The sequence below is a fragment of the Mesorhizobium sp. WSM4822 genome, assembly GCF_055811155.1.
The window spans coordinates 274,262-298,188 of record NZ_JBVVQM010000008.1 but is presented as its reverse complement, the minus strand read 5'-3'; the positions used below and the strand labels follow the sequence as shown (position 1 = coordinate 298,188).

At 60.6% G+C, this 23,927-nt stretch carries 30 protein-coding genes and 1 pseudogene; 12 read left to right on the top strand and 19 right to left on the bottom strand.

The annotated features are described in order from the left end of the window. Positions 1-8: 8 nt before the first annotated feature. The 3 genes from AC0L3E_RS20425 to AC0L3E_RS20415 form a co-directional block, all read right to left on the bottom strand. The gene (locus tag AC0L3E_RS20425; RefSeq protein WP_473605478.1) at positions 9-308 is read right to left on the bottom strand and encodes a hypothetical protein; all 300 of its coding nucleotides are present in this window, start codon (positions 306-308) and stop codon (positions 9-11) included. Between the two features lie 148 nt (positions 309-456). Further along, positions 457-999, bottom strand: coding sequence for a hypothetical protein (locus AC0L3E_RS20420; RefSeq protein WP_473605477.1), 543 nt, complete (start codon positions 997-999; stop codon positions 457-459). A gap of 361 nt (positions 1,000-1,360) precedes the next feature. Further along, positions 1,361-2,329, bottom strand: a complete 969-nt coding sequence (locus AC0L3E_RS20415; RefSeq protein WP_473605476.1) for a hypothetical protein — start codon at positions 2,327-2,329, stop codon at positions 1,361-1,363. 526 nt (positions 2,330-2,855) lie between these two features. Between AC0L3E_RS20415 and AC0L3E_RS20410 the strand changes: the two genes are divergently transcribed. The 3 genes from AC0L3E_RS20410 (at position 2,856) to AC0L3E_RS20400 (ending at position 3,824) form a co-directional block, all read left to right on the top strand. Beyond that, positions 2,856-3,068 (top strand): hypothetical protein, encoded by a 213-nt coding sequence (locus AC0L3E_RS20410; RefSeq protein ID WP_473605475.1) that lies wholly within the window; start codon positions 2,856-2,858, stop codon positions 3,066-3,068. A 39-nt stretch (positions 3,069-3,107) separates the two neighbouring features. After that, positions 3,108-3,371, top strand: coding sequence for a hypothetical protein (locus AC0L3E_RS20405; RefSeq protein WP_473605474.1), 264 nt, complete (start codon positions 3,108-3,110; stop codon positions 3,369-3,371). Between the two features lie 144 nt (positions 3,372-3,515). Then, a complete protein-coding gene (locus tag AC0L3E_RS20400; RefSeq protein WP_473605473.1) occupies positions 3,516-3,824 on the top strand; it encodes a hypothetical protein in 309 nt (102 codons plus the stop codon). A 38-nt stretch (positions 3,825-3,862) separates the two neighbouring features. On the opposite strand, the gene AC0L3E_RS20395 is transcribed toward AC0L3E_RS20400, so the two are convergent. From AC0L3E_RS20395 to AC0L3E_RS20350, 10 genes are all read right to left on the bottom strand, one after another. Next, a complete protein-coding gene (locus tag AC0L3E_RS20395; protein ID WP_473605472.1) occupies positions 3,863-4,156 on the bottom strand; it encodes a DUF6074 family protein in 294 nt (97 codons plus the stop codon). Then, entirely contained in the window at positions 4,153-4,791 is a 639-nt protein-coding gene (locus AC0L3E_RS20390) for a hypothetical protein (protein ID WP_473605471.1), read from the bottom strand. The genes AC0L3E_RS20395 and AC0L3E_RS20390 overlap by 4 nt, the downstream gene beginning before the upstream one ends. After that, positions 4,788-6,107 carry a hypothetical protein gene (locus AC0L3E_RS20385; RefSeq protein ID WP_473605470.1) on the bottom strand — a complete coding sequence of 440 codons (1,320 nt, stop codon included), beginning with the start codon at positions 6,105-6,107 and terminating at the stop codon, positions 4,788-4,790. Before AC0L3E_RS20385 ends, AC0L3E_RS20390 begins: the two co-directional genes overlap by 4 nt. Further along, positions 6,097-6,711: a hypothetical protein gene (locus AC0L3E_RS20380; protein ID WP_473605469.1), complete on the bottom strand. Its 615-nt coding sequence runs from the start codon at positions 6,709-6,711 to the stop codon at positions 6,097-6,099. Before AC0L3E_RS20380 ends, AC0L3E_RS20385 begins: the two co-directional genes overlap by 11 nt. Further along, positions 6,708-6,905, bottom strand: a complete 198-nt coding sequence (locus tag AC0L3E_RS20375; protein ID WP_473605467.1) for a hypothetical protein — start codon at positions 6,903-6,905, stop codon at positions 6,708-6,710. The genes AC0L3E_RS20380 and AC0L3E_RS20375 overlap by 4 nt, the downstream gene beginning before the upstream one ends. Continuing rightward, positions 6,902-7,243 carry a hypothetical protein gene (locus AC0L3E_RS20370; protein ID WP_473605466.1) on the bottom strand — a complete coding sequence of 114 codons (342 nt, stop codon included), beginning with the start codon at positions 7,241-7,243 and terminating at the stop codon, positions 6,902-6,904. Before AC0L3E_RS20370 ends, AC0L3E_RS20375 begins: the two co-directional genes overlap by 4 nt. Then, entirely contained in the window at positions 7,240-7,434 is a 195-nt protein-coding gene (locus tag AC0L3E_RS20365) for a helix-turn-helix transcriptional regulator (RefSeq protein ID WP_473605465.1), read from the bottom strand. The genes AC0L3E_RS20370 and AC0L3E_RS20365 overlap by 4 nt, the downstream gene beginning before the upstream one ends. A gap of 135 nt (positions 7,435-7,569) precedes the next feature. After that, positions 7,570-8,259 carry a hypothetical protein gene (locus AC0L3E_RS20360; protein WP_473605463.1) on the bottom strand — a complete coding sequence of 230 codons (690 nt, stop codon included), beginning with the start codon at positions 8,257-8,259 and terminating at the stop codon, positions 7,570-7,572. Next, positions 8,256-9,608 carry a tyrosine-type recombinase/integrase gene (locus AC0L3E_RS20355; protein ID WP_473605462.1) on the bottom strand — a complete coding sequence of 451 codons (1,353 nt, stop codon included), beginning with the start codon at positions 9,606-9,608 and terminating at the stop codon, positions 8,256-8,258. Before AC0L3E_RS20355 ends, AC0L3E_RS20360 begins: the two co-directional genes overlap by 4 nt. Before the next feature lie 425 nt (positions 9,609-10,033). Continuing rightward, positions 10,034-10,735 carry an outer membrane protein gene (locus AC0L3E_RS20350; protein ID WP_473605461.1) on the bottom strand — a complete coding sequence of 234 codons (702 nt, stop codon included), beginning with the start codon at positions 10,733-10,735 and terminating at the stop codon, positions 10,034-10,036. A gap of 142 nt (positions 10,736-10,877) precedes the next feature. On the opposite strand from AC0L3E_RS20350, the gene AC0L3E_RS20345 reads away from it, so the two are divergent. Then, the gene (locus tag AC0L3E_RS20345) at positions 10,878-11,138 is read left to right on the top strand and encodes a hypothetical protein (RefSeq protein WP_128308710.1); all 261 of its coding nucleotides are present in this window, start codon (positions 10,878-10,880) and stop codon (positions 11,136-11,138) included. 95 nt (positions 11,139-11,233) lie between these two features. Here the strand turns inward: AC0L3E_RS20345 and AC0L3E_RS20340 are convergent. Continuing rightward, positions 11,234-11,452: pseudogene (locus AC0L3E_RS20340) on the bottom strand (hypothetical protein); the annotation flags it as partial. Between the two features lie 203 nt (positions 11,453-11,655). Between AC0L3E_RS20340 and AC0L3E_RS20335 the strand changes: the two are divergent. The 3 genes from AC0L3E_RS20335 to AC0L3E_RS20325 all read left to right on the top strand — a co-directional run bounded on the left by AC0L3E_RS20335 (position 11,656) and on the right by AC0L3E_RS20325 (position 15,111). After that, complete coding sequence (locus AC0L3E_RS20335; protein WP_473605460.1) at positions 11,656-12,039, top strand: hypothetical protein; 384 nt, start codon at positions 11,656-11,658, stop codon at positions 12,037-12,039. A gap of 759 nt (positions 12,040-12,798) precedes the next feature. Then, positions 12,799-13,503 (top strand): Crp/Fnr family transcriptional regulator, encoded by a 705-nt coding sequence (locus AC0L3E_RS20330; RefSeq protein WP_473605459.1) that lies wholly within the window; start codon positions 12,799-12,801, stop codon positions 13,501-13,503. Between the two features lie 1,308 nt (positions 13,504-14,811). Beyond that, on the top strand, positions 14,812-15,111 hold the full coding sequence (locus AC0L3E_RS20325; RefSeq protein WP_127330750.1) for a DUF1236 domain-containing protein: 300 nt from the start codon (positions 14,812-14,814) through the stop codon (positions 15,109-15,111). Positions 15,112-15,315: 204 nt separating this feature from the next. Here the strand turns inward: AC0L3E_RS20325 and AC0L3E_RS20320 are convergent, their stop codons facing one another. The 3 genes from AC0L3E_RS20320 to AC0L3E_RS20310 all read right to left on the bottom strand — a co-directional run bounded on the left by AC0L3E_RS20320 (position 15,316) and on the right by AC0L3E_RS20310 (position 16,869). Beyond that, positions 15,316-15,546 (bottom strand): hypothetical protein, encoded by a 231-nt coding sequence (locus AC0L3E_RS20320; RefSeq protein WP_473605457.1) that lies wholly within the window; start codon positions 15,544-15,546, stop codon positions 15,316-15,318. Between the two features lie 13 nt (positions 15,547-15,559). Further along, positions 15,560-16,129, bottom strand: a complete 570-nt coding sequence (locus AC0L3E_RS20315) for a DUF2569 family protein (RefSeq protein WP_127330754.1) — start codon at positions 16,127-16,129, stop codon at positions 15,560-15,562. Positions 16,130-16,254: 125 nt separating this feature from the next. Further along, positions 16,255-16,869: a TetR/AcrR family transcriptional regulator gene (locus tag AC0L3E_RS20310; protein WP_473605456.1), complete on the bottom strand. Its 615-nt coding sequence runs from the start codon at positions 16,867-16,869 to the stop codon at positions 16,255-16,257. A 91-nt stretch (positions 16,870-16,960) separates the two neighbouring features. Between AC0L3E_RS20310 and AC0L3E_RS20305 the strand changes: the two genes are divergently transcribed. From AC0L3E_RS20305 to AC0L3E_RS20285, 5 genes are read left to right on the top strand one after another with little or no spacing between them, the layout of a single operon-like run. Next, complete coding sequence (locus AC0L3E_RS20305; protein WP_128309584.1) at positions 16,961-18,040, top strand: polyamine ABC transporter substrate-binding protein; 1,080 nt, start codon at positions 16,961-16,963, stop codon at positions 18,038-18,040. Positions 18,041-18,053: 13 nt separating this feature from the next. Further along, positions 18,054-18,956, top strand: coding sequence for an ABC transporter permease (locus AC0L3E_RS20300; RefSeq protein WP_473605455.1), 903 nt, complete (start codon positions 18,054-18,056; stop codon positions 18,954-18,956). 1 nt (position 18,957) lies between these two features. Beyond that, positions 18,958-19,740 carry an ABC transporter permease gene (locus AC0L3E_RS20295; protein ID WP_473605454.1) on the top strand — a complete coding sequence of 261 codons (783 nt, stop codon included), beginning with the start codon at positions 18,958-18,960 and terminating at the stop codon, positions 19,738-19,740. After that, positions 19,737-20,801 carry an ABC transporter ATP-binding protein gene (locus AC0L3E_RS20290; RefSeq protein WP_473605453.1) on the top strand — a complete coding sequence of 355 codons (1,065 nt, stop codon included), beginning with the start codon at positions 19,737-19,739 and terminating at the stop codon, positions 20,799-20,801. The genes AC0L3E_RS20295 and AC0L3E_RS20290 overlap by 4 nt, the downstream gene beginning before the upstream one ends. A 20-nt stretch (positions 20,802-20,821) precedes the next feature. Continuing rightward, a complete protein-coding gene (locus tag AC0L3E_RS20285) occupies positions 20,822-21,580 on the top strand; it encodes an MBL fold metallo-hydrolase (RefSeq protein WP_473605452.1) in 759 nt (252 codons plus the stop codon). A 6-nt stretch (positions 21,581-21,586) separates the two neighbouring features. Here AC0L3E_RS20285 and AC0L3E_RS20280 read toward each other — a convergent pair whose 3' ends face one another. Then, a complete protein-coding gene (locus AC0L3E_RS20280) occupies positions 21,587-22,288 on the bottom strand; it encodes a TetR/AcrR family transcriptional regulator (protein ID WP_473605451.1) in 702 nt (233 codons plus the stop codon). A 138-nt stretch (positions 22,289-22,426) separates the two neighbouring features. After that, positions 22,427-23,854 (bottom strand): amidase, encoded by a 1,428-nt coding sequence (locus tag AC0L3E_RS20275; RefSeq protein ID WP_473605450.1) that lies wholly within the window; start codon positions 23,852-23,854, stop codon positions 22,427-22,429. Positions 23,855-23,927: the final 73 nt, after the last annotated feature.

Here is a 23,927-nt window from a genome sequence, read left to right as displayed (position 1 = left end):
CTCCTATCTCAGACGCGCAACTGCGCTTTGGCCGAAGCCAACGAATCCGGCAGCGTGTCGCGATGGGCTGGCGAATTAGCTTGGACAAAACGGCGAGCGACTTCGACCGTGCGCACCGCTGTCATGTCTGGGATCTCGACCGCTAGATCGAGAGCCACCAATAGGAGCTTGCCGTCGCTCTTGCAGGCGCCGACGATCGCCTTGAAGCGTTCGCGTTCTGCGGCTGCACCGAGCTTCATGCCTTCGGCAAAGCCTTCACCCCGCGCCAATGCCGCGGCCCGTCCGTGAAGTTCAATGTTGCCGTCCATCATGCGCCTCCGATCAATTTTGCAGTGGTCTTGGCGGCGGAAGCCCCCAATGCGCGGCCTATCTCTGCAAGCGGCATGCGCTCAGCCGCCCCTCATCCTGTTTGACGGTTTCCAAGGACCCGTTGATCTGGTCGCGTCGGCCATCGAGTCAGGCCCTCGCATTGCGGCGGCCATAGATCTCTCTAGCGGGACGATTGAAACCGAGTTCCCGGTTCACCTTCTCGGTGGCCTTCGTCCACATCGCGTCGATCTCTGCCTGTGAGCGCTTGCCGGGCCTTGCGCTGCTGACCTTGGCGAGCTCAGTGTCGATCGCGTCGAGCTCTGGCTTCAGCTCAGGCAATGTCGGTATGCGATCAGGGCTGGTGCGCCCGAGGATGAACCGCGGTGCGACGGCAGCTGCCTGGCTACGCTCAGCCTCACGCCCTCGGGCATGTCGGGCCGATGCACTGGCCGTGAACAGGTTCGCCAGGTCGGGATGACTGCGAAGGTCGCCACCCGTTCCCCGTTGATCCATCGAGAGGCTGAAGAAACATCCGGCATTCGATGTCGCATCGAAGAACGCGACGGCATCTTCCGAACTGGTGAAGCCCGAGGCGTCGCCGCGCTCGATTGCGGCTCGCCACACTGGGGTGAACGTTGAGGGGATCATATCAGTGCTTCCTGTGATCGATGCGGCCAGGACAGCGAACACCCGCCCCGGCCGCCAGACGCGGGCAACGTTGAAAGGACCGTGACCGCGCCATCTGGGAAATTGGATGAGCCGACCCGCCGCTGTTGATTGAAGGAGAACGGGCCGGCTCTTTGCACCAACCGGACTGACAGGAACGGCTGGGCAAATGGATAGGAAAACGAGTTTTTCAGAATCTCAAAAACAGGCGAAACGCGGGCTTCGCCCGCCCGCATCCTATTTTGGGCGCGACTGGGGAACCTTATGTGGGGGTTGGGTAACGCCCTCGGGTGGCTGACCCGCTCGACCATCCCGAGGGCAACGCCGGCCACCTCGCAGGTTTCCGGCGTATTCAATTCGAGCGTTTGGCTAACACTCGTCATCATCACGGCTCCTCGGCCATGTCGATGGTGGCAGGCTCTTCCTTGGCCTTGGCAGGCGTATCGGCAACTGCGATCAGCTGAGTGACCGGTTCCTGATCGGCATCAGGCGGCATCGGCCGCATGATCGCGAGATCACTCATCCTCGCCAGGACAAGCCTTGGCATGTCTGTGCTGTTGTTCCTGTGCTCCCAGATGGGAGGGTCGCCTGCGACGAGACCAGGCAGCACGACACTGGCTAGCGGTGAGTAATGGATGGGGCTGGTCCGGGGCAGATAGGTTCGGCGGATGAAGCGGCGCTTGGCCGCTCGGATGCCGCCGTGAAGGTGGATAACACCATCAGGAGGCAGCCGCCCTTCGGTCTCAAGCTCATTGGCGCGTTTCTCGGCCTCGCCCTGCCTATTGTCGGGCAAGATCTCCCAAGAACCGGCGTGACACCAAATCTGCACCTCTTTCTCGTCGATGGTCTTCTCTTCCGATCCTGGGCGCCGGCGCACCGTCACCTCGACAGGCCATAGCGGGGCAGCATCGGCGGGCAAGCGCCTATTGGCTTCCTCGATCGCGACGTCCGCCTCGGCAACGGCCCTGATCAGTTCGACAAAGCGGCGAGCCAAGTCCGGGTATTCTTTTCGGAGGAGCTTGGCGGCGGCGTCAGCCTTGGCCTTGGCATTGTTGTAGACGCCGGCGAGTTCAGCCTCAGTCGCCGCGGCAATAGCTGCCTCCAGGCGCTTCTCGAGTTCGGCCTTGGCCGCATAGGCGCGCTCGATGTCACGGTTTGCCGCAGCGATCTTAGTCTCGATCGCCTCCAGTTCCTTGTCGCTGCCGTCTAGGAGAACGCGGCGCCGTTCGGCTTCAAGCTTTTCGGCAGCGGCCTCCAGGCCTTCGATGTCGATCTGGGCAAGCGTCTGGCGAAGCTGGTCGGCCGTGTTCGTCTGGCCTCCTCGCAACGACTTGACGATGGTTTGGATGTTCATCTGCGTTCGAACTTTCGGGCTGTGGACATACACCGAAGATGCCGAACGAAAACCGACAAGCGAAGCACTCGAAAACCGCGAAAACCGCGAAAGCCGACAAGCTACCTAATGTTGAGCTTTGCCCGCACTCTCGAGATGGAGACGAACCATCGCCCCCCCCGCCTCCATCCCCATTCAGGATCGTTTTTGCACCAACGCCATATGGTGTCCTTCGAAACTCCAAACCGACTTGCGGCCGCGCCGGATTCAATCCACTCCTTGCCGAGCAGGTCGGTCCGCCTTTCAGGCTCGGCTATTGTTGCCGCTGGCGGATGGTGACCCGCCTGGTGGCGTTGCCCCACATACCGTCGTAGCTCGGCTATCGCGGCTTCTGCCGCTGCGACATATGCCTCAAGCTTAGGGTCCACCTGCTCGGTCATGGAGCTTCCGCTGCCAGTTGCGGACCATCGCTTCTAGACACAGGAACAAAAGCCCCGCAGCGATGTTTCGAGCACGAAGGGACCGCAACCGCATAGGAAGCGGAACAATGGTTGAAATCCTTGATTTCGAACTTGGCAGTGCGAGGTTGCGCGTCAAACGAGCCGAGAAATCGCTGATGCGCGCGAAGGAAGAAATGGACAGGAAAAATGGCGTCGCAGTCAATATCGCCCTGTGCTGCAGAATCCGGGCAGCGCAACAGCGTGTGATGGAGGCCAGGGAGCGCCAGACCAGTATCGACCCGCCGGAGTCCTCGAAATGACCCCCACCTATTGATAAGAAACAGCGAGGATTTGACGCCATGACGATGCTGTTTGAGCCGCTGGATTCCGAGTATCACAAGCGAAGCGTGCTTTACCACGCGGCGCGTTTGTCGATGCTCCACGATCGGACGCTGATGAGATTCGACAAAGTCGACGAAGCGGCCGACAAGGTTGAAGCCGCGGCGGCGGTGCTGGTCGATGTCACCCACGGCTCTGCTGTCGACGCATTTCAGGGCGCTGTGTTCCGGAATTCGTCCGCAGATTTTCTTCAGGTTGAAGCCGGCCAAACTATTGGGCTGTGAAATCTGCCGCTCATTGGCAGAGACCATCAGGGAAGCGGCGCGGCTATTCGCCTGGTCGAGCGGGCTAACACTCCAGGCAGGAACCAAAGTCTGCAAAGGGTGTTTATTGACCGAAGGGCATCTTACTTCCTTGGAGATTTGAAAATGAAAACCACCCTGATTCTGGGCGCGCTGGCGCTTTGCTTGGCCGCGCCTTCGATTGCGTCGGCCGATGCGATCGTCCTCACCACGAACCAGCACCGCCATCATCATCGTTCGGACGCTGTCGTCATAAATGAGGACGGAGCTCGCCTCCATCATCGCCGTCATGGCACCGAGGCGTTTTACGACAACGGCAATCGCCATCATTGGCGCAGGCATCATCGTCCCGACGTTGTCGTCATCAAGCGTTCGGACGACCGCCCGATGCATCGTCGTCACCGCCACGTCGTCATCGAGAACAACGACTACTGATCTCCGACTGCAGACCCGGCTCTCAGAGGGGAGCCGGGTCACGCGGCGCTTCCCCCAGGCCGCTGCTGGTATGTCTGCCGAATGATCTCAGCCTGCACCGCCGACCAGAAAGCACCAAGCTGCTCATCCTGCTCGTGTTCGGGAATGCCGATGCGGGTCATATGGCCGAGCAGACCGGTCGTCACCTGGTCGCGATAGCTTTCGGCATGCCGGTCGGTCGACTTGTCGAGCATCTTCCGGGCGACGTCGCGCACCTTGCCGATCCGACGAACAAGCGGGAAGACGATCACATGGCAGGGGGTCCAGTCGAGCAATTCCATCTGCGAATTCATGCCGCCCTCCCCTTCGCTTGTGCATAGCTGTTGGGCTGCGCCTCTCCCTCGCGCGCGTAGACGCCAAGTTCTGTCCCGTCAGAGCGGTCTTTGGTATCCCTAAGGTTTCCCTCTAAGGTATCTACTTTACGGTCACCGTAAGGAACTTCGTTACCGGTCACCGTAAGCTTGTCGTTACCGGTCACCGGTATTTTTCGAGCCTGCTTGCGAAGCCTGCCGTCGCGGAGCGCGGCCCCTTCCTCCCCCTTGGCAAATTGGGGCTTCGAAACCCTCTCAGCCATGTCCGCAGCCCAGCTAAAATTGAGCTTGATGAATAGGCCGCGGTCGCCTTTCTTCGGTGCCACTGTGGCCGGCACGTCCTTCCGGTGGACCTTCTCCAAGGCACCATCTCGCTTCATTTTCGAGATGGCCGGACTGACTTTTTCCGGTGTCAGGTTGAGCTCCGCCGCCAAGCGATCGAGCGACGGAAAAGCGAAGCCGAGCTCGGCGTTGTAGAAGTCGGCGATCTTGGTCGCCACGCGTCCAAGGATGGTTTCGCGCTTCCATTTAGGCGCTGCGTTCACCGCATCACGCCAATCATATTTCGTCATTTCGGACAGCTCCTTTCGGAACCAGGGCTTGGGCTGTTTGCTCACGCTGCGCCTCCGCGCCCTTGCCAGCGACGGTAGTGGTCGATCTGGTCGACGTAGTCGCGACGGCTATCGAACAGAGGTTCGTCTGGCGGTGTGGCTGTGCGTGCCTTTGGAAGGTCGTTTGGTTCGATCGCCGGAATTTGTTCCTCGATCTCCTCGGCAATCTCGGGCCAGAGCGACTCCGTCTCAGCCTCTATTTCCAAGACCTGGGCCTTGAAGCCATCGAACGCGGCGTTGTAGCGGTTTTCGATTGAGGCGATATCGTAATTGCTTAACACCTCGGACCGAAAGTTGCGAAAGCCGCGCTCGATACTCCATTTAGCTTCGCGCACACGAGCAGGAAGCGTGGGGTCGAGATACCGCTCAACTTCGCTTCGAACGATTGTGGCGAGCGTCCCTGGGTGTAGCGCTTCCAGCGCATCAAGCTCGGTCGCGCCACTTCCGAACCGCTCCTCAAACTTGGCAGCTCGCCGCTCTGTCTGCTTGAGAGGGGTGCGCGGCAAACGATAGGTCTCGCACTGCTCGGGCGAAAGGACGATCGGTTGGAGGGTGATGTCGAGGTCAAGCTCGGTGTCACGAACCCAATATTCGATCTTACGGGCCAGCGCGACCGGCATCGATCTGCCGCCAGGATCAAAGTCGCTGACATATAGAATCCGCATCGGTCGCCGGTCCTGAACGGCTCGCTCCACGGCAAGGCGCGCAAGCACCTCTGATGTCTCGCCAGTGCCAGGGACCAGATTGAAGCCGACGGTCTGTGCCAAGGGCACAAGGACATCGTTCATCGTCGACTTTTCGATCCACACCTCAACCAGATATTCCTGACATGCATCGAAGTGGTCCAGCGACGCAAATGGCGGATAAATTGAAGACCTCTCCATCCCGAACTCAAGACCTGCGCCATGCCGGCCGTAGACTTGCAACGATGGCAAGCCGGCAGCCGCGGGCCCAGCGTGGATAATGGGCGGATCGTTGCGAGCATCGGACAGAGCGCCATCCGGGATCAGGCGCAAATAGCGCGCCGATAGGGATGCAGAAGCGAAATATTTCCAGTCGTTTTCCGTGTTCTGGTAAGGCTCGCCATTCGGCCGCAAGACCGGCGGGTCGCGAGAGACAAGGTTGTAGTGCAAGCGTCGTGGATGGCTCCCTACAACCCAGCCGCATGATACCCAGAGGCCAGAAAACCATTCGGCCGCTTCCCGCCTGCTCGCCACGCCGGCATAGAACGGGTCGTTGCTGGCCGCGAGCGCGATCAGGTCGGTGACGTTACATCCGATCTCCGAAGCCAGCCCTTTGATGAAATCATAATCAGGCCGCAAGGTTCACCTCCAGCCCGCGCCGGCGGCACTCGGAGATCAGCGCGTCATCACTTGCCTTGGAAAGCATGCGCTCGACCATCGATCCGGCCCCAAGAGCGGCAGTGGGGATTTCCCCACCTGCAGATGAGATGACCTCTTTGGAGGCGGAGCGATGGGGAATTTCCCCACCTGTAATTTCTCGGCGTATGTTGCCAACCGTCTTGTGGTCGACCGCGCAGCGCTTGCCGATTTCCCGGTCTGACTGCCTCGACCAATCCGGGTCGCGGAGCATCGCCAGCACAGACCGCCGCTTGTCCGCCGTCGTGCGCCGAAGGCCATGCGATGCATTAGCACCAACAGCAAATAGGATTGCATCGCGCTTGCTGCCTTGCCGGACGTCGGCCGATATCGCGTTGCGATCGGTACGCTTCGCCGCCTCAATGCGGTGAAAGCCATCGCCAGGCCAATAGGTCTCGCCATCGAAGAACAAGACGACGGGCGGGAACTCGGCGCCGCCCGTCATGGCTTCGGCATAGTCCGTTACCACGCCTACATCGAGCCCGGCGGTGCGCATCTGAAGATCTGGGTCCGCCTGGACTAAATCCAGATTTATCGGCTCGCTCATGCGGCGCGCGCCCTGCGCAATGTCGTCTCACGGATGCAGACAATCGCTTGGTGAACCGTGAGTCCAAACCGCTTCTGCAGAGTCGGTACGATCGGCCTCTCGCAGGTGCCGTAATTCGCCGAGTACCATTCGACAGCCTGGTCGACGATAGCGCTGTGTTCGTGCTCGGTCGCGAAGAGGTCGTGAGCGCTCATACCGATTCACCCAGTTCTTTGAGAACTTCGATGCCAAGTGGATCGCCACAGAGTGCCTTGTGACGAGCCGCCTCGATCAGCGGGGTGCCGGCTGGCATCCCTTCAAAGAGGGGCAGGTATCGCGTGGAAATGAGGTCGGTCTCGGCCTGATAGTCTCGGGCCCGATCCTCCATAATCCCGGCGGCATCTTCCATCGCCCTGCCGAGATCATCCCCGTTTGCGTTCGGAGCGATTCGGGCCAGGTAGCGCATCATGGGCTCGACGCCCTTGCCTCGGAGATTGGCTGGCGTGTTGAGAATGCCGTCGACCAGCATGCGGTGCTGAGTGCCCTTGTTCATGCGGCTTTCGCGGCACGAGCGCGCTCCCATGCGACGAGATCAGATTCGAGGAAGTAGCGGCGCCGATTGATGACCATCGGCTTGGGGAAAGTGAGATCGGGATTGTTGAGCCAGCGATGCAGGCTCATGTCGCTAATCCCGTATCGCGCCAGCACCTGCGGCGCGGTGAGATATACTTCGGAGGTTGACATGATGTGTGAGGCCTTCTGTTAGCAACGAAGGCCTCCAATTATGGGCATTTCAGTTCGCGATAATACACCGCTTTGCGAGATTTATTCCGGCCTAAACACGCACCACGGTTTAGACATGAAACTGCCGCCTAAACCTTAGGACTGGAGCGCTCGACGCTTCTCTTTCCTGTAGTCAATGACGTGTCGCTCAATGTTCTCGCGTGTAAGCGGATTATCCAGGAAGATGGCCGTGCCGGCTTCGATGAAGTTCATCGCTGGGCTGCCAGAGCTGGCCGACAGTTTGATGTCGTGCTCGGCGATTTTCATCGCTTGGCACCACAGCCGGACAAGTCCACCAACGACGACCCTGATTTCCGGCTGCTCATTCTTGACAGGTCGGGCAGCGTGATTCTCCACGTGATATTTGAGTAAGGCGCCGGATCTTTCTACGAGCGCGCGCAACACGCGACGGGTGGCCTGGATTTCTTCGTCGCTAAATTCCGGCGGTACTGACCACTTTTCCAAGTCTTCCATCGTGACGTCGTATTTTGACGGATCCCAGGCATCATCGAAGAATGGAGCATCATCTCGGAGACCGACCGCGGTCAGATCGTATTCCCAGTGGTTCAGAAAATGAATCGTCGTGCGGATGCCATAAAAGTCTTCGTGCGCTTGATCCTTGACTGCCTCCAAGGTCGAAACGTCTCTACGCCTAACCGCCTGCTCATAATCCCAGTCGATGGCGTGAAGCTTGGTCATAAGCCAGTTTGGGCCGGGCTCAACAAATCCGCGCTCTTTAAGCATGCGGAGAAGCATGGCCATGTCCTCATCGGTGAACCTCATCATTTCGATGCCCTCATCCGGACGACGTTGCTGGCCTTCTTGGTGTCGACCAGGGTCATTAGGAAGCTCGCCCAAGCATCCAGCGCGGCCCGTTTCTCGTCGGCGTAGTCGTGGACCTGATAGATGCCGGCGATGCCGCGGAACGATCCGGACTTGTGGTTTAGAACCTTCTCGGTGACTTCCATTTTGATGCCGATGCGCTGCATGCCGGCAGCCACGGTGCGGCGGATGTCGTGCAGCGTCCAAGAAGGTATCTTGGCCTCGGCATCCGCCTCGGTAGCGTACCCGGTCATGAGTTTATCGATACGCTGCTTCATCCTTGAAAAACCGCTGACAGGGTGCTCGCCATCCGTAGTGAAGACGTAGCCGGCCTTTCCCTTGACCTTGGGAACGGCTTTGAGAACCGCCAGCGCCTGCTTGGACAGCGGAACGACATGGGGCTCGCCGTTCTTAGAGCGCGCGGCCGGGATGACCCATTCGCGGGCATCGAGGTCGACCTCTGGCCACGTCATATCGGCGACTTCTGAGCGTCGCTGGCCGGTCAGGACAAGCATCTGCAGGAAAGAGCCGAACGGCCCTCGCCCGGTCTCATCGTAGGCCTTGCTCGCCTGCCATAGCCAGCGCAACTCGTCGTCGCTCGATCCCGGCACTTCCTTGCGCCGGATCAGCACGCGGTTGCGGCTGTCGTTTTCCTCGGATGGCGCCTGAAGGTCGGCCATCGGCGAAACGTCGAGAATATCCTTGCCGACGCTCCAGTTGAAAAACTTGCGAAGCTCCGCGAACGTCCTGTTGGCGCCGATTGGTGCTTTGGACGCGAGCTTTTCCAAATGCTCGCGAATGTCGCGGCGGGTGATGTCTTGAATGCGCTGCGCGCCCCATAGGCCGGCTGCGCGATCGTCGTTGGCCTTCCACTCCTCGCCGTCCTGGCGCATGCCGAGAAGCCGCGCCTTCTCCCGATAGTTTCGGCGCTTGGAAGCGTACTCTTTGAGGTATCTGGTGACGACGGTCAGAAACAGATCACGGTCGGCATCAGCCTTCGGCGCGTGCTTGGCGGCTTGCTTTTCGGCGCCAGGATCCTCGCCCCTTCTAACCCGCTCCAAGATGCTTGACGCCTCTTGGCGCATGCGGGTGAGTTCCGCGCCGGCTGCGTCGGCATCGTCGCCGAAAAGCGAGTTGCCGAGCGTCACCTTTTTCGGCGTGCCAGATGAACGATACCGAACCGCCCAAGCCTTCCTGCCGGTGGGCTGAATGACGAAGTACAGCCCGGCCAGTATGCCATCAGGTATTTCCCGCCGCTTCGCTGGGTCGGCTTTGAGTTTTAGGAGCGACGTTGCGGTGAGCGCTTTTGCCATCTTTCCCCTCTGGGGTAACGGTGGGGTAACGGATGCAGCGTGTTAGGTGCCGTTACCCAGTGATGGCAACATATGCCAACACCGCGCGGAAATAAAGGCTGCGCAAGGGTTTCAGGCTGGAAGATGTTCGGTTTTGTGGCGGCTCGTTAGGGGTGGTTACAGGTTTTGTAAACCGAAGGTCGGCGGTTCGATTCCGTCCGGGGGCACCAGATAACTATTTCAATTCCTTGATTGATGAACGTGAAGTTCCGTCCATCGCTTAGTCCACCTTAAAATTTTGGCTTACCAGCCGGAATACCCGCCCCTTAGGTTCCGGACCATTTTAGACAAATTGAATGTTTGATAGCCGTGACGAGGCTGTCCGGACGCGGGGGGAACAAAAACCCCGGCACGAAGGCCGGGGTTAAGTGGACCGGAAATGCCGGTCAGAACTTGTAGCTAACACCGAGATTTATGTCATGGCTCGTGAGATCGAGATCCCCTGCGGTTGGTAGAAGCAGCAGGAAACCATCTGAGTTGCCGAAATCGCTGTAGCGATACTCGGCCCTGAAAATCAGATTATCGGTAAAGGCATATTCAGTACCCAAACCAGCTGTCCAGCCGACCGAGGTATCACTGTAGGATCTGATCTCTGCGCCGTTGAAAAGACTAGCCGCGTCGAAGCCGGCAAAAGCCAAACCGCCGGTCACGTAAGGGAGCCACCGGTCCATTGCATAGCCGGCGCGAAGCCTCGCCGAACCAGTCCAGTTGTATTCGACCTGCGAGGAAAATCCAGGAAAGGCGAATGCGCCGGCAAATGTCTCTCCGGTGCCATCGCCATCTCGGTAGTCGACGTCAAACTCAACACCCAGAACAATATTGTTGCCGAACTGATGCTGGGCGCCGGCGTGCACGCCGACCAGAAACCCGTCAAGATCAGCCTCCGAGGTATGGTTCAATCCGCCGGAAAGAACGTTAATGTCGCTGTCTGCCCAACCGTAACCACCGTGGACACCGGCGTAGAATCCGCTCCAGGTGAATGCATTCACCTCGACAGCTGCAGGGACTTCTTCCACAACCGCATCGGCAGCATTAGCGCCTGCGGTCAGTGCAAGGATAGAAACCAACGTCGCGAGATAAAATTTCAAAGCGCACCCCCAGTGCTTGAGCAGACTCTTGGGTAGTTACCGCACCGACATCCGGCTAGTGTAAAAATACCACACAGCTACCTTGCCGTGCGACAGTAACCGGGACGGAAACTGCGGCTCCAAGGCGCGTAGCGACGCAATTTTGAACGATACCACAAATCCAAATAAAGCCCGCCGCTCCATTCACGGCAGTGGCGGGCAGAAGTCGCTTGAATATTGCGGCGGCGGATGCACGCTCGAACACCCGCTTCAGACGCACGATTTCCGCGTCGGCATCGCGATGAAGTTCCAACTGTTCAGCCCATCGCTGATGGTTGACGCCCTCCGCAGGAATGGCAAAACCAAGGTCCAGCTTGCGAACGGTCTTGCGCGGGCGCAATGTCGCCACGAACCCGACGGCTAGGGGCCTGGATCGCAAATAGTTCGCGGCTCAGGCCCTTCGTCCGTTCCGGACCATGCTATGGGCTCTTCTGCCGGGGGCTCCGGCCCTTGTTGTGCCGGCCCGGTCAAATTCCACCGGATGAACGTAGCATCCTTCCCGGTGACTTCCCGCACCGCCCTTAACAGCACCTCATGCAAGACGCGCGTCTGTCTGTAGTGGTCGCAATGCGGCGATATGAACGGCTTGATGATGCTCAGGTGCAGCGCTTCCGCCGCCACGAGAAAGCGCTCGATTTCAGCCTGCGATAATCGCTTTGAAGGTTTTGACCGAGCCATTGCGACACCTTTTAAGAGTCGCCCCACCAGAGGATAATATTCCTATATTCCCCACGGCATGTAAAGCACGGTCCACGCCCCAACGCGCCGCCGCGATTCGATCCCACGTGCGCGCCCTTGCGTACCAAACCGTACGTTGAATCCTTCTTGGGTCACGCGTGAGAAGAGAGTAAATAGATCCTTTCGCAGGAAGGGAGGCCGCGATGGTTGAAACGCATATAGAAGTCGCACGCGCGGCTATAGAAACCAGCTTTCGGTTGCGGCACCATTCCCTGGCCGGAACTGCCTCATTCCGCCACGGCATGGACCACTCCCGACGCGCAATCGAGGCCTCGCGCGAACTGCTCAAGCGCCTTCGCCAACGTCACCGCGATGACCTGGCCCGAGGTTGGGAAGATCCGGACCCAGGTCCTGTTGCCGTCTCGGCCTTCGATGCCGACATTCTCCGCTCTGCATTTCGAAACCTGGTCCGGGAAACAGGCGTTCCTGAGTGTGAATGGCGCCACCTGGCTGAAAGCTTGGTCCGCGAATATGTCGGGTGCAAGCAGGTTGACGCAGGCTTGTTGGACTGGATTACCCATAAGTAGTCACCGCTTGGATAAATCGCGTACCGACGCAAAACAGCCCGTCCCGCCCACATTGCCGGTGACACGAAACGGGCTGCGGAAGCCGGCATGCGGCGCTTCCTGCAATCCAACTTTGGACGCGCACGGATGTTCCGTTAGCCTCTGCTGAAAAGCGGGTACATCCTGCTGCTGTGCCATTCGACAGCCGCAGGTAGAGTAGACCCGCCGCTCCATTTGCGAAGCGACGGGCTCTCGCCCACCCCATGCCTGTCAGAGCAATTTAGATGCCAAACTTTTTGACCCGTTATGGGGCACAGCCGTCGCCTTGCAGTCGGTCTACCCCGCCGTAGGAGGCACCGGCCCAGTAATGTGTTCCACCGGATGAACGCGACTTCATACCCGGTGACTTCCCGCACCGCCTTAACAGCACCTCATGCAGGAGGCGCATCTGCTGGTAGTGGTCGTGGAAACCAGCCAATTCACTCTTCGCTGTTCCTAGGGGAGCCCAAGCTTACGGCCGCCCTCTCCTCGCTCTACCTCGACGTTGGCAGCGATCACCAATTGTCGGATTCGTACGAAGCAGAGTTCTGTACGATTCCAACCCTTTAACTTTGCACACCCCTGTTTTGTAATTCGGCGGCTGGGGGACGCCGTGCATCAGGTCGCATTTCACTGTCAATCGCGCGCCAGAGGGCGTATCTTCTCTAAATCGTCTGCACGTGTTTACGGGCGCGGACGGCAGGGAGATTGGAAAGCTCTTGCCCCAAGCGGGATTGAGCTATGACCAATCCAAAGAACGCTTCCTATAAAAACCAATTGTTGCGTCGGCTTAACCCTGGTGACCTGGGGCTTTTGCAGCCACACCTTGAACTGTGTGACCTCGAGCTGAGAATGACGTTAGAGAAAGCCGATTCGGAGATCGAGACGGTTTACTTCCTGGAAGACGGCATTGCCTCCGTGGTCGCGGCGGCTTCAGGTAAGGAGGCCGAGGTAGGTCTTGTCGGCTTTGAGGGAATGACCGGTGCCGCGCTCGTGATGGGCGCTGACTATGCGGCGCATCAATGTTACATTCAGTCGCCCGGCAGCGCTTTCAGGATCGGAGCCGAGCCCTTCAAGGAGGCTCTTGCGAACAGCCCAACGTTGCGCCTGTTCCTGTTGCGCTATGTCCACTACTTCCACATCCAGACCAGCTATACGGCCCTGATCAACGCAAAATCAAACCTTGAAGAGCGGTTGGCGCGCTGGCTTCTAATGTGTGACGATCGGGTCCACGGCGAACGCCTTGCGATCACCCACGAGTTTCTCGCCGTCATGCTTGGAGCAAGACGCCCAGGGGTTACCGTTGGACTGCAAGTGCTGGAAGGGCGCGGTTTCATCTATTCTCGACGAGGCGAAGTGCATATCAGGGACCGCAGCGGCCTTGCGGCTTGCGCAAACGGCACCTACGGCAAACCGGAGGCCGAGTATGCGCGGCTGGTTGGATGAGAGCGCCTTCCCAGCATGCCGGACGTGGACCACTATAATAGGTGGTTCCAGACACTTGTGCCTCGCGCCAGCAAAACAGCCCGTCCCCATATTGCCGATACAGGAAACGGGGTGCGGAAGCCGCGATGCGATGCTCCCGCAATCCAACTTTGGACGCGCATGGATGTTGCGTTAGCTTCCGCTGACATGCTGCAGTCAGCTACCGCGACACCGAAAGTCGTTCATATCCCGTGGGTCAGTACAAGGTAAATAGCGGGCACTAACATCAACCAGCCGCCCATTCCTAGAACCACCAAAATGGCCATGCGCTCCGTTCGCCTGACAAGGTCGGCAATGTTTTCCTCGTCCGGCAACGAGACGGCGTCCGCAAACCCCGCGGCATGGTCGTTGTCATTTCCCGGTTGGTTTGCGCTGCCACTCGCATTCAATCTCTGGACCAATGTCATTGTTACCGTTCACCAAAAAGATCCCAACCGGCCCGTTCTCGGCGCGTGAGCCGGAACGGGCCAAGGCGGAAAACTAGTTAAAATCGAAGGACGACCGAAGGACCACGCCGGCGGTAGCACCGGACGCGACGGCGACCATGCCGCCAGTAACTGCGGCAAACCCGTCTCCAGCCTCGCCGGCGGCGGCGGTGAGGACGGTGGTGCCAGTCCCGATGGTAGACCTGCTGCACTTCTGCCTGTGAATCTTCGTCAAAGGCCTCTGTTTGTGGCGTCTCAAGTTCGTCGAGGATGCCGTGTCCGGCTCCTGGAACACCCGCCATTGCCTCGATTGGGCGGACAGCGCTTGCAAGGGCCGCTGCCCCGGCAACACCAAACATTGCGGTCAAGAAGGATCGCCGATCCATAATAAACCTCCCAAGGTGCATGAGCTAGAAAGCGCTCGCTGCCGAATGAGCAGCCCAGCGCACGGTGAAATACAGGACCCGCCAGCCGCCGAAAGCGGCTCACGGGTCCTATCAGCGCAGGAAGGGACGTAGCCGCGCCGATCCACGTCATGTCAGCCAAGGACCATCCCCATCACCAGGAAAGTGATGGCTGTTGCCAAAATCGGTGCGAGCAACCATCGCGCCTGACCGACACTTTTTTCCACTGTTTCTCTCCGCGTTTGCAGAGACAACAACCTTCAGGCCTAAGCCGTTCCGCCTACTCCCAGCGGGTAAGACCATTGCGTTTCCCAATCAGACTTTGGTCCTACGGAGATTCCGACAGAAGCCCGTATGAGGAACGTTTGGCCTGGCGACGTGTTCGGGTAGTTCGCGCGCAGCCGATCGTGCTGCCGCCACATTAAAAGAGGAGGAAAACAATGGGGATGCACCTAAGCAGCGCCGCTGCGGCGCTCTTGCTGCTGGCCAGCGTCGGCGCGGTTGCGGCACAGGATGTGGTTATCACACAGGAACAGGACACCGTCGTGCGCGAATACGTGAAGAAGCAACCCTTGGCTTCTGTGAAGCTTCCGGGGGTGGAGCTGAACGTCGGCACGGCTCTGCCAGACACGGTCGAGCTCCACGAGGTCCCCAACGTCAAATACCGCTATACTGTGGTCGACAACCGAACGGTTCTGGTGGACCCGAGCACACGCAAGATTGTGAAAGTCTACGACTGAAACTTCAAACCGGCCACGCCCGCCGGCAGGGATGGCGGCGGGTTGTGCTCGTCAAATCGCCAGTGAATCGGACAATGAAAATGATGAGCCCTGAAGTCGAGACGTCGCAAGCCCTCGTGGCGCGCCTGGCTGATCTCCAGGCGAAAGCGCGGGCAGCACCTATAAACGAAGTCGAAATGAAGACCTTCCAAAAGCTCGCAGCCGTCACGGACGACAGTTGCGGTCAATCGGCTCGGGATTTGGCCATTCCAGGTTCGATGACGACATAGTGGTGCACGAGGTCACACCCTGATCGCCGCCGCCAAAATCCAGTTCTGCCTGCGGATCGCCGCGCGCAGCTCCGGGTATCTTCGCCGCGTCGCGCTTCACGAACTCGATGAACATCATGTCATTGAAGATCAGTTCGTCGAGCCCCGATGCTCCAAAATATCCCAAATTGGGCTGCCTTCTATGACGCGCTCGCAACCTGGGCGGATGCCCCAATCCTGGTGAACGTGTTCCGCACCCTGACAGACTTGTAGACGTAGGCGACCCAGAGCCCTGTCACCACAAACGAGACTATGGGGGCCACCAGCGCATCGCCTGCGAGCACCAGGCTCACCGGAACGCCCAGAACTGAGGCAACCCAGATCGTGTCCAGGATAAACACGACGGGAATCGCCAGCCACTGGAGCAGAAACAATTGCGGAAAGCGGCGGCTACGCCGCAGCATCGAAACGAGCACAACCAGCTGAAGCGCCAGAAACGCCAGATTAAGGGCAACCTCGCCATACACCGCCAGCGGCCCATTTGAGAGGGTCATGAGTTGCTGGTAGCCGTCGGTCGAATTGGCGAAGTCGGCAAGCGTCCGCAATGGTGACACTGCCTGACCGATAGCCAGCAGCATCAGCCAGCCGCCGAAGCCCACAAGAGCCTCAGGATTCTGTGACGGCTTCGCGGCTGATCGAACGGCAAGGAAAACAGGCACGCCGATCAACAGCAGCAAGATCGCCCAATGCCAGACTGAAAACGTCCCCATTTACCCCTCCCCCTATTTATGCCCTCCTAGGTTGTACCAGATTTCAAACGCAACTCAAGAGGCGACCCGCGTCTGAAACCAGGTCTATGCGGAAGCGACGCTTTCTCCTGCCTGCTCCTGACGTCTCACACCACAATCGCCGCCACCAATATCCTATTCTGCCTCCGTATCGCCGCGCGCAGTTCCGGTATCTTGGCCGCGTCACGCTTCACGAATTCGATGAACATCATGTTCATGTTGTTGAAGATCAGTTCGCCGAGCGCTGCACCGTCGATGTCCTGGCGCACCAGGCCAATCTCCTGCAGCCGGGCGATCAGGGCGCGGATCTGTTCGGTCAGGGCGCGGTCGAGTGCGGTGTAGGCCTGGCCGAACGGGCTGTCGGGCAGTTGCGTCGAGATCGCCATCGCTTGCCGCCACATCTCCTTGCTGAGATAGTGCAGCGAGTGCTCGATATAGATGCCGACCAGCGTGTCCAGCGCGTCGCCGACATTGGCCGGCGGCTTGGCGACGACGCCTTGCCCGGCATTCAGCACCTCGTTGACCTCCAGCGAGACGATGGCGCCGAGGATGTCGCCCTTGTTCTCGTAGTAGTTGTAGATCGTCCCGACAGAGACCTCGGCCTGCGCGGCGATCGCCTCGATCTTGGCGCCTTCGTAGCCGGCCTCGCGAAACAGTTCGGCCGCCGCCTCGATGATACGCCGGTGCCGGTCCGCCTTTTGCCTAGCCCGCAATCCGCTCATTCCCAGCCTCTTGCCACAAAACAGAATTGACTCAATTTTAGAATTGGTTCAATTTTTTGCAAGAAGCCACAAAGGCAAGGGAGAACACTCGATGTCACACACAGCCAGCAATCCGCTTTCCATCCTGAAGACCCGTTTGCGCACAGCTGCCGCAGCCGCGGCGCTGCTGCTTTCGACGAGCGCGCAGGCCGCCGATCTCAACGCGCTGATCTGGTGCGATCATGCCGATCCGGCCTTGCTGCAGCCTTTCGAGGAGGCCAATGGCGTCAAGGTCAACGTCAAGGAATTCGAGGGCACCGGCGCCGGCCTCGCCATCGTCGAGCAGTCGCAGCCCGGCGACTGGGATGTGATGGTGATCGACAGCATCGACGTGCCGCGCGGCGTTGAGAAGGGCCTGTTCGAGCAGTTGCCGGAAGACAAACTGCCGCTGGCCGACCTGTTCCCGCAGGTGAAGATGGACGGCTCCACCGTGGTCGGCGGCAAGCGCTACGGCATCACCGAAAAGTTCGGTTACAACACGATCGGCTACAACAAGACCAAGGTCGACCCGGCCGACATGCAGTCGATGGCGGCACTCACCGGCGACAAGTACAAGGGTAAGGTCGCCATTTACGACTACTACCTGCCGGTCATCGGCATGGCCGCACTGGCGATCGGCAAGAAGACGGCCGATCTCACCGAAGCCGACCTGCCCGCCCTCAAGGACGAGCTCTTGAAGATGAAGGCCAATGCCAAGCTGGTCGGCGAAGTGACCGCCAGCCAGACGGCGCTGGCGACCGGCGAGGTCGACATATTGGTCGGCGGCGGCGAATGGGTGACGGCGGGCCTGGCCAAGGAAAACCCGGCGCTGGACTTCTCGGTCCCCAAGGAGGGTGCGATTCTCTGGTCGCAGTCGCTGGCCATGTTCAAGGATTCCAAGAACAAGGACATGGCGCTGAAGTTCATCCAGTACATTATGAGCCCGGAAGGCCAGGCGCGCCTTGCCACCTCGTCCTGCTACTGGGGCATGCCGGCCAACACCAAGGCAGCACTCACCGACGACCAGAAGAAGGTGTTGCGCTTCGACGAACAGCCGGGCTTCCTCGCCCGCGCCCAGGCCTATCCGGCGCCGAACGCCGATCTCGACAAGAAGATGCAGGACATGTGGACCGAAATGCTGCAGGCGAAATGAGCCGATAGCGCTCATGAGCAGCTCGGCAAACAACGGACGTGCCCTGCCCCGGGCGGGCTCTGCTCTGCCCCGGGCGGCCCTGCCCCGGGCGGGCTCTGCCCTGCCCTGGGCGCTGGTCACGCCGGCGCTCGGCTGGACGCTGCTGTTCTTCGTGCTGCCCTTCATCGCCATGGGGTTTTCCAGCCTGACGGCGCATGAGGGCGGCGGCTTCACGGCGTCCAACTACAGCCAGTTCTTCACCAACCCGTCCTACTGGCAGGCGATGGTGAACTCGCTGCAGGTGACCGCAATCGTCACCGTGATTTCGGTGCTGCTCGCCTATCCCTTTGCCTGGATCCTCGCCGAACAGGTGCCGGAGCGCTGGCAGCGGCTGGCGCTGATGCTGGCCGTGCTGCCGTTCTGGACCTCCTATGTCGTGCGCTCCTATTCCTGGCTGCTGGTGCTGGCGCAGAACGGCGTCGTCAACCGGGCGCTGACCGGCTCTGGCCTGTTCAGCGAGCCGCTGCAACTCGCCAACACGCGTTTCGCCACCGTCACCGGCTTCGTGCACTTCTTCGTCATGCTGTTGACGCTGACCATCTTTGCCAACCTCAAGCAGCTCAGCCCGAGCTATCGCAAGGCCGCCGCCGATCTCGGCGCCGGGCCGGTGCGAACCTTCCTGCATGTCGTGCTGCCGCTGACCTTGCCCGGCATCATGGTCGGCGCCTTCCTCACCTTCGTGCTCTGCATCGGCGATTACATCACGCCGCAGATCCTGGGCGGCAACAACGAGCTTCTGATGCCGCAGCTGGTGATGATGCAGATCGGCCGGCGCGGCGACTTTCCGCTGGCCTCGGCGCTGTCGATCATCCTGATGGCGGTGGTTACCATTGCCTACCTCGCCTGCGCCCGCTGGCTGAAGATCGAGCGGGCCTGAGATGCGCAGGATTGTCCGCATCGCCTCCTGGCTCTACGCCATCATGGTCTACGGCTTCATCTTCCTGCCGGTGGTCGTGCTGGTGCTGTTTTCGCTGCAGGCGACGTCGTTTCCGATCCCGCCCTTCACCGGCCCGTCGCTGCGCTGGTACGACGCGGTTCTCTCCGATGTCAGGCTGACCTCGGCGCTGGTCAATTCGCTGCTGGTGGCGTCCATCTCGTCGCTTGCCGCCGTCACGCTCGGTTTCCTCTCCGCCTGGGGTTTTGCGCGTTTCGTCCTGCCCGGCTCCGGCCTGCTGCGCGGACTGATCACGCTGCCGCTGACGGTCAGCTATCTCATCATCGGCATGGGGCTGCTGGTGCTGTTCAACTGGGCCGGCGTGCCGAAATCGCTGCTTGCCGCCGGCATCGGCCACGTCGTGATCAACCTGCCGCTGTGCTTTGCCATCATCTACAGCCAGATGGGCGACCACCAGATCAACATCGAGCGCGCCGCGCGCGACCTCGGCGCGCCGGAATGGAAGGTGCTGCTCTTGATCACCGTGCCGGTCATGGCGCCCGCCATCTTCGCCGGCTGCTTCCTGTCGATGACCTTCTCCTGGGACGAGTTCGTGATCTCCTTCCTGCTCACCCGCTTCGACACCACGCTGCCTGTCGAAATCTGGAACCTGCTGCGCTCCGGCCTCAACCCCAAGACCAACGCCATCGGCTCGCTGGTCTTCGCCGTCTCCATCGTGCTGGTCGTGCTGTTCGAGTTGACGTTGCTGCGCAGGAGAAAGGCATGACCGCGCCTTTGGTCGATATTCGTGCCGTCTCGCATCGCTTCGGCCAGCACACCGTGCTGAAGGATGTCTCGCTGCAGATCGAGCCGGGCAGCTACACCATCCTGCTTGGGCCCTCGGGGTCTGGCAAGACGACGCTCTTGTCCATTCTGGGCGGCTTCGTCACCCCCAGCGAAGGCAAGGTGTTCATCCGTGGCGAGGACTGCACCTCGGTGCCGCCGGCCAAGCGGCCGACGACGACGGTGTTCCAGGACTATGCGCTGTTCCCGCATATGAGCGTCGGCAGCAATGTCGGTTTCGGCCTGCGCATGCAGGGTGTCGACGGCGCTACCCGGGCGGCAAAGGCCCGTGAAGCGCTGGCGCTGGTCGGCCTCGCCTCCGCCTTCGACAAGAAGCCGCATCAGCTCTCCGGCGGCCAGCGGCAGCGCGTGGCGCTGGCGCGTGCGCTGGTGATCGAGCCGGCGGTGCTTCTGCTCGACGAGCCGCTCGGCGCGCTCGATCTCAAACTACGCCGGCAGATGCAGGACGAGTTGAAGGCGATCCAGAAGCGCGTCGGCACCGCCTTCATCCACGTCACCCACGACCAGGAAGAAGCAATGGCGCTGGCCGACCATTGCGTGGTGATGAATGACGGGCGCATCGAGGACGAAGGTCCGCCCGAGCGCGTCTATGCAAGGCCGGCGACGCGCTTTTCCGCCACCTTCATGGGCGAAAGCTCGATCCTTGCCGGCACGGTCACGGAGGCGAAGGAGAGGACAAGCACCGTCGCCACGCCCGTCGGGCCGGTCTCGCTGCCCGGTGCGCTGCCGGTGGGCTCCGCCGTTGCGCTGGCCATACGGCCGGAGCATCTTGTCCTCGGCGAGGCCAGCGGCGGTGTCAGGCTCGGCACGGCTGAGGTGAGCGATGTCGTCTTCCAGGGCAGCTTCAAGCGCGTGCTTGCGGTTTCCATCGAGGACCCCTCGCTTCACTTCATCGCCAAATTGCCCGCGACGGCGGCCGTCCAGCCGGGCGACACGGTCGCGATTTCCTGCAATACCGACCAGATTATTCTGCTGACGGACTGAGCTTTTCTGACGGATTGAACATGGCAACACTTCCGCTCGTCGAGGCACCCGACTGGTACGAAACCATCCGCATGAGCGATGGCGTGACCTTGATCCACGAGCCGTGGATAAAACCGTTCTTCCGCTGCAATATGTGGCATGTGCGCGGTCGCGATCGCGATCTCCTCTTCGACACCGGCCTCGGCCATTTCAGCCTCCGGCGCCATGTACCGCTGGTGAGCGAGCGCAAGCTGATTTGCGTCGCCAGCCACACGCATTTCGACCATATCGGTTGCCACCACGAATTTCCCGAGCGCTGCGTGCACGCCGCCGAGGCCGGCATCCTCGCCGATCCGCGCAATGAATGGACGGCAGCCGGCACCTATGCGACCGACGAGATGTTCGATCGCATGCCGCAAGGCTGGGACACGGCGCGCTACGGCATTTTGCCTGCGCCCGCCGGCCGTTTGCTCGGCCAGGGCGATGTCGTCGATCTCGGCGACCGTGCCTTCGAGGTGATCCACACGCCCGGCCATTCGCCCGGCGGCATCGCGCTCTACGAAAACAGGACGGGCATCCTGTTATCCGGCGACATCATCTATGACGGCCCGCTGATCGACGACGTCTACCACTCAGACATTCCCGACTACATGGCGACGCTGATGCGCCTGCGCGACCTCCATGTCTCGGTCGTGCATGGCGGGCATTTCCCAAGCTTCGGCAAGGTACGCTACCGCCAGCTTGTCGACGAGTATCTGGAACAGAAGCGGCAAGCCGGCTGCCATCTGCGGCAGCCCTGAAAGCGGTTAGCGCATCAGTTCGAAATGCCGCGGGAACGCCTGATGCAGCAGGAGCAGCATGGTCTTGCGCAGCACGTTGGTGTCACGGCTGGACGGATTGAGATGATCCCAATACCAGGCGCCATGAACCAGATAATTCAGGCTCTCCGACAGCGTATCGATGTCGACGCCGGTATAACCGCCACTGCGCGAAATCTCGATCAGCAGCTCGCGCGCCTCGGCGGTGTAGGCAAGGTCGCTCGGCAGGCCGATTTCGTTGTAGATCTGCATGCTCTTGCGGTCGCTGGAAAACACGACAAAAACTGAAACCCATTTCGGATGCTGGCGGGCGAAACGTTGCGCGCAATCGACCGCGCCCAGAGCCCGCTCAACCGGGGACAGGCCGGGCGCCCGCACCAACGTCACCCACAGCTCATCATATCGATCGCTGAGATACTGCAGGACGGCGCGAAACAGGTTCTCCTTGCTGCGGAAATGGAAGACGACCAGGGCATTGGACGAGCCGACATGTTCGGCGATGCGCTGCATGGTGACGCTTGCCAGCCCCTCCTCCGCGATGAGTTCGATGGTGGCGTCGATGATCCGCTGCACGCTGGCTTCGCCGCGCTCGCGCCGACGGTCCTTGGGCGGCGCGGCATCGTTTGCCGCACTTCCATTCTTCGCCGTTGCGCCTGTGCGTTTTGCCGCCGCAGCCTTTTGTTGCGCCATCTTCGTCCAGCTCCTTTCGGACCTTCTGGCGGCGATCGCCGGCGCCACCACAGATCCGTGTATTCGAGGTGTCCGGCGTCGGCTCTCCAACCGAGACCGCAGATCAACCACCATCGCGGCAAGGGCCGCATCGCCCTGTTATAGCGACGGACGCGTTTCGGCGTTTGTGTACCATCGCCCGTTGGCCGTCTCATAGGCCATGGCCGCTCGGAAAACATCGGCATCGCAATAGGTGCGGCCGACGATCTGGATGCCCGTCGGCACGCCGCTTGCCGCCCGGCCCGATGGCACGGACAGAACCGGACAGCGGCTCATCATGTTGAACGGCGTCGTCATCACCCAGCCAAGCGACGGGTTCACCTGCTTGCCGTTGATCTCGACCGTGCCCGTGGTCTGATCGAACTCCGCCGGCACGGAGGGAAGCGCGTTGGTCGGGCAGATCAGCACATTATAAGTCTCCAACAACGGCCCCAGCGTCTGGTACATCCTGGCCGCCACCTCCAGTGTTCCGACAAAGTCCGTCGCCTTCGACTTCTGCCCATCCTCGGCGAACTGCCTGGCGTAGCTCGTCATGTCCTTGCCGTGCTCCTTGAGCAGCTGCGACAGCGAAGCGCCAAAGAGATGCTCGAGATAAGCCATGCCCGCCCTGAGCACTTCGTCTCCCCAGCCCAGATCGACTTCCTCGACCGTGGCGCCGAGCGAGCGGAACACATCGCAGGCGGCAAGCGTGTTCTTGCGCACATCGGGGTCGACTTCGAAAGAACCAAGGTCCATCGAGAAAGCAATCTTCCAGCCCTTGATCGGCTTGTAGTCGCTGGGCAGCCGCAGTTTTGGGCGCAGCGTGGCGATGTCGAGCGGGCTCGGTCCGGACATGACGTTCTGCAGCAGGATCGCATCCCCAACGTTTCGCGCTAGCGGTCCGGTGTGGCAGTAGAAATCGAGATTGAACGGCGGCTCGTCCGGATTGCGCCCGTAAGGCGGCTTGAAGCCGACAAGACCGCAGGCCGACGCGGGAATGCGGATCGATCCGGCAATGTCCGAACCGGTGGCGATCGACGACGTGCCGGATGCCAGCGTCGCCGCGGAACCACCCGACGAACCGCCGGGCGTGAAATCCGGGTTCCACGGATTGCGCGTCACACCCCAGCGTTTCGACCAGGTGTAGCCGGCGCAGCTGAATTCAGGCGTCGCCGTGCGGGCATGGACAATGCCGCCGGCCTTGATGATGCGCTCGTTCATCGTCGAGGTATGGCCGCCTATCGCATCCTTCGACAGCAGCGAGCCGTGCGAGGTCGGCTTGCCCTTGATGTAGCTCTCGTCCTTGATGCCGATCGGCAGCCCCTCGAGCGCCCCGGTCCGGGCGCCCCTGGCGTATTTCGCCTCGGCCTTCCTGGCCAGGTCCATCGCCTCGTCGAAATGCGTGAAGGTGAAGCAGTTGATCGTCGCCTTGGTGGCCTCGGCGCGGCGGATGGTGGCCTGCATCAGTTCGACAGGCGAAAGCTTCTTGGCCTTGAACAGCCGCAGCGCCTCGCCGGCCGGCATGTAGCAAAGGTCGAGATCGGTCATGAAAGTCTCCAGCGATCTGCGCATCGCGTTTGGCATGGACGGAAGATGACCGCGCCGCGTGCAGCGGCGCGGG

What these genes read in the sequence shown, in the direction of transcription:
- AC0L3E_RS20425 (WP_473605478.1), bottom strand. Translation starts at nt 308, where the DNA reads ATGGACGGCAACATTGAACTTCACGGACGGGCCGCGGCATTGGCGCGG.
- AC0L3E_RS20415 (WP_473605476.1), bottom strand. Translation starts at nt 2,329, where the DNA reads ATGAACATCCAAACCATCGTCAAGTCGTTGCGAGGAGGCCAGACGAAC.
- AC0L3E_RS20410 (WP_473605475.1), top strand. Translation starts at nt 2,856, where the DNA reads ATGGTTGAAATCCTTGATTTCGAACTTGGCAGTGCGAGGTTGCGCGTC.
- AC0L3E_RS20405 (WP_473605474.1), top strand. Translation starts at nt 3,108, where the DNA reads ATGACGATGCTGTTTGAGCCGCTGGATTCCGAGTATCACAAGCGAAGC.
- AC0L3E_RS20400 (WP_473605473.1), top strand. Translation starts at nt 3,516, where the DNA reads ATGAAAACCACCCTGATTCTGGGCGCGCTGGCGCTTTGCTTGGCCGCG.
- AC0L3E_RS20395 (WP_473605472.1), bottom strand. Translation starts at nt 4,156, where the DNA reads ATGAATTCGCAGATGGAATTGCTCGACTGGACCCCCTGCCATGTGATC.
- AC0L3E_RS20380 (WP_473605469.1), bottom strand. Translation starts at nt 6,711, where the DNA reads ATGAGCGAGCCGATAAATCTGGATTTAGTCCAGGCGGACCCAGATCTT.
- AC0L3E_RS20375 (WP_473605467.1), bottom strand. Translation starts at nt 6,905, where the DNA reads ATGAGCGCTCACGACCTCTTCGCGACCGAGCACGAACACAGCGCTATC.
- AC0L3E_RS20370 (WP_473605466.1), bottom strand. Translation starts at nt 7,243, where the DNA reads ATGAACAAGGGCACTCAGCACCGCATGCTGGTCGACGGCATTCTCAAC.
- AC0L3E_RS20365 (WP_473605465.1), bottom strand. Translation starts at nt 7,434, where the DNA reads ATGTCAACCTCCGAAGTATATCTCACCGCGCCGCAGGTGCTGGCGCGA.
- AC0L3E_RS20360 (WP_473605463.1), bottom strand. Translation starts at nt 8,259, where the DNA reads ATGATGAGGTTCACCGATGAGGACATGGCCATGCTTCTCCGCATGCTT.
- AC0L3E_RS20355 (WP_473605462.1), bottom strand. Translation starts at nt 9,608, where the DNA reads ATGGCAAAAGCGCTCACCGCAACGTCGCTCCTAAAACTCAAAGCCGAC.
- AC0L3E_RS20335 (WP_473605460.1), top strand. Translation starts at nt 11,656, where the DNA reads ATGGTTGAAACGCATATAGAAGTCGCACGCGCGGCTATAGAAACCAGC.
- AC0L3E_RS20330 (WP_473605459.1), top strand. Translation starts at nt 12,799, where the DNA reads ATGACCAATCCAAAGAACGCTTCCTATAAAAACCAATTGTTGCGTCGG.
- AC0L3E_RS20325 (WP_127330750.1), top strand. Translation starts at nt 14,812, where the DNA reads ATGGGGATGCACCTAAGCAGCGCCGCTGCGGCGCTCTTGCTGCTGGCC.
- AC0L3E_RS20315 (WP_127330754.1), bottom strand. Translation starts at nt 16,129, where the DNA reads ATGGGGACGTTTTCAGTCTGGCATTGGGCGATCTTGCTGCTGTTGATC.
- AC0L3E_RS20310 (WP_473605456.1), bottom strand. Translation starts at nt 16,869, where the DNA reads ATGAGCGGATTGCGGGCTAGGCAAAAGGCGGACCGGCACCGGCGTATC.
- AC0L3E_RS20305 (WP_128309584.1), top strand. Translation starts at nt 16,961, where the DNA reads ATGTCACACACAGCCAGCAATCCGCTTTCCATCCTGAAGACCCGTTTG.
- AC0L3E_RS20300 (WP_473605455.1), top strand. Translation starts at nt 18,054, where the DNA reads ATGAGCAGCTCGGCAAACAACGGACGTGCCCTGCCCCGGGCGGGCTCT.
- AC0L3E_RS20295 (WP_473605454.1), top strand. Translation starts at nt 18,958, where the DNA reads ATGCGCAGGATTGTCCGCATCGCCTCCTGGCTCTACGCCATCATGGTC.
- AC0L3E_RS20290 (WP_473605453.1), top strand. Translation starts at nt 19,737, where the DNA reads ATGACCGCGCCTTTGGTCGATATTCGTGCCGTCTCGCATCGCTTCGGC.
- AC0L3E_RS20285 (WP_473605452.1), top strand. Translation starts at nt 20,822, where the DNA reads ATGGCAACACTTCCGCTCGTCGAGGCACCCGACTGGTACGAAACCATC.
- AC0L3E_RS20280 (WP_473605451.1), bottom strand. Translation starts at nt 22,288, where the DNA reads ATGGCGCAACAAAAGGCTGCGGCGGCAAAACGCACAGGCGCAACGGCG.
- AC0L3E_RS20275 (WP_473605450.1), bottom strand. Translation starts at nt 23,854, where the DNA reads ATGACCGATCTCGACCTTTGCTACATGCCGGCCGGCGAGGCGCTGCGG.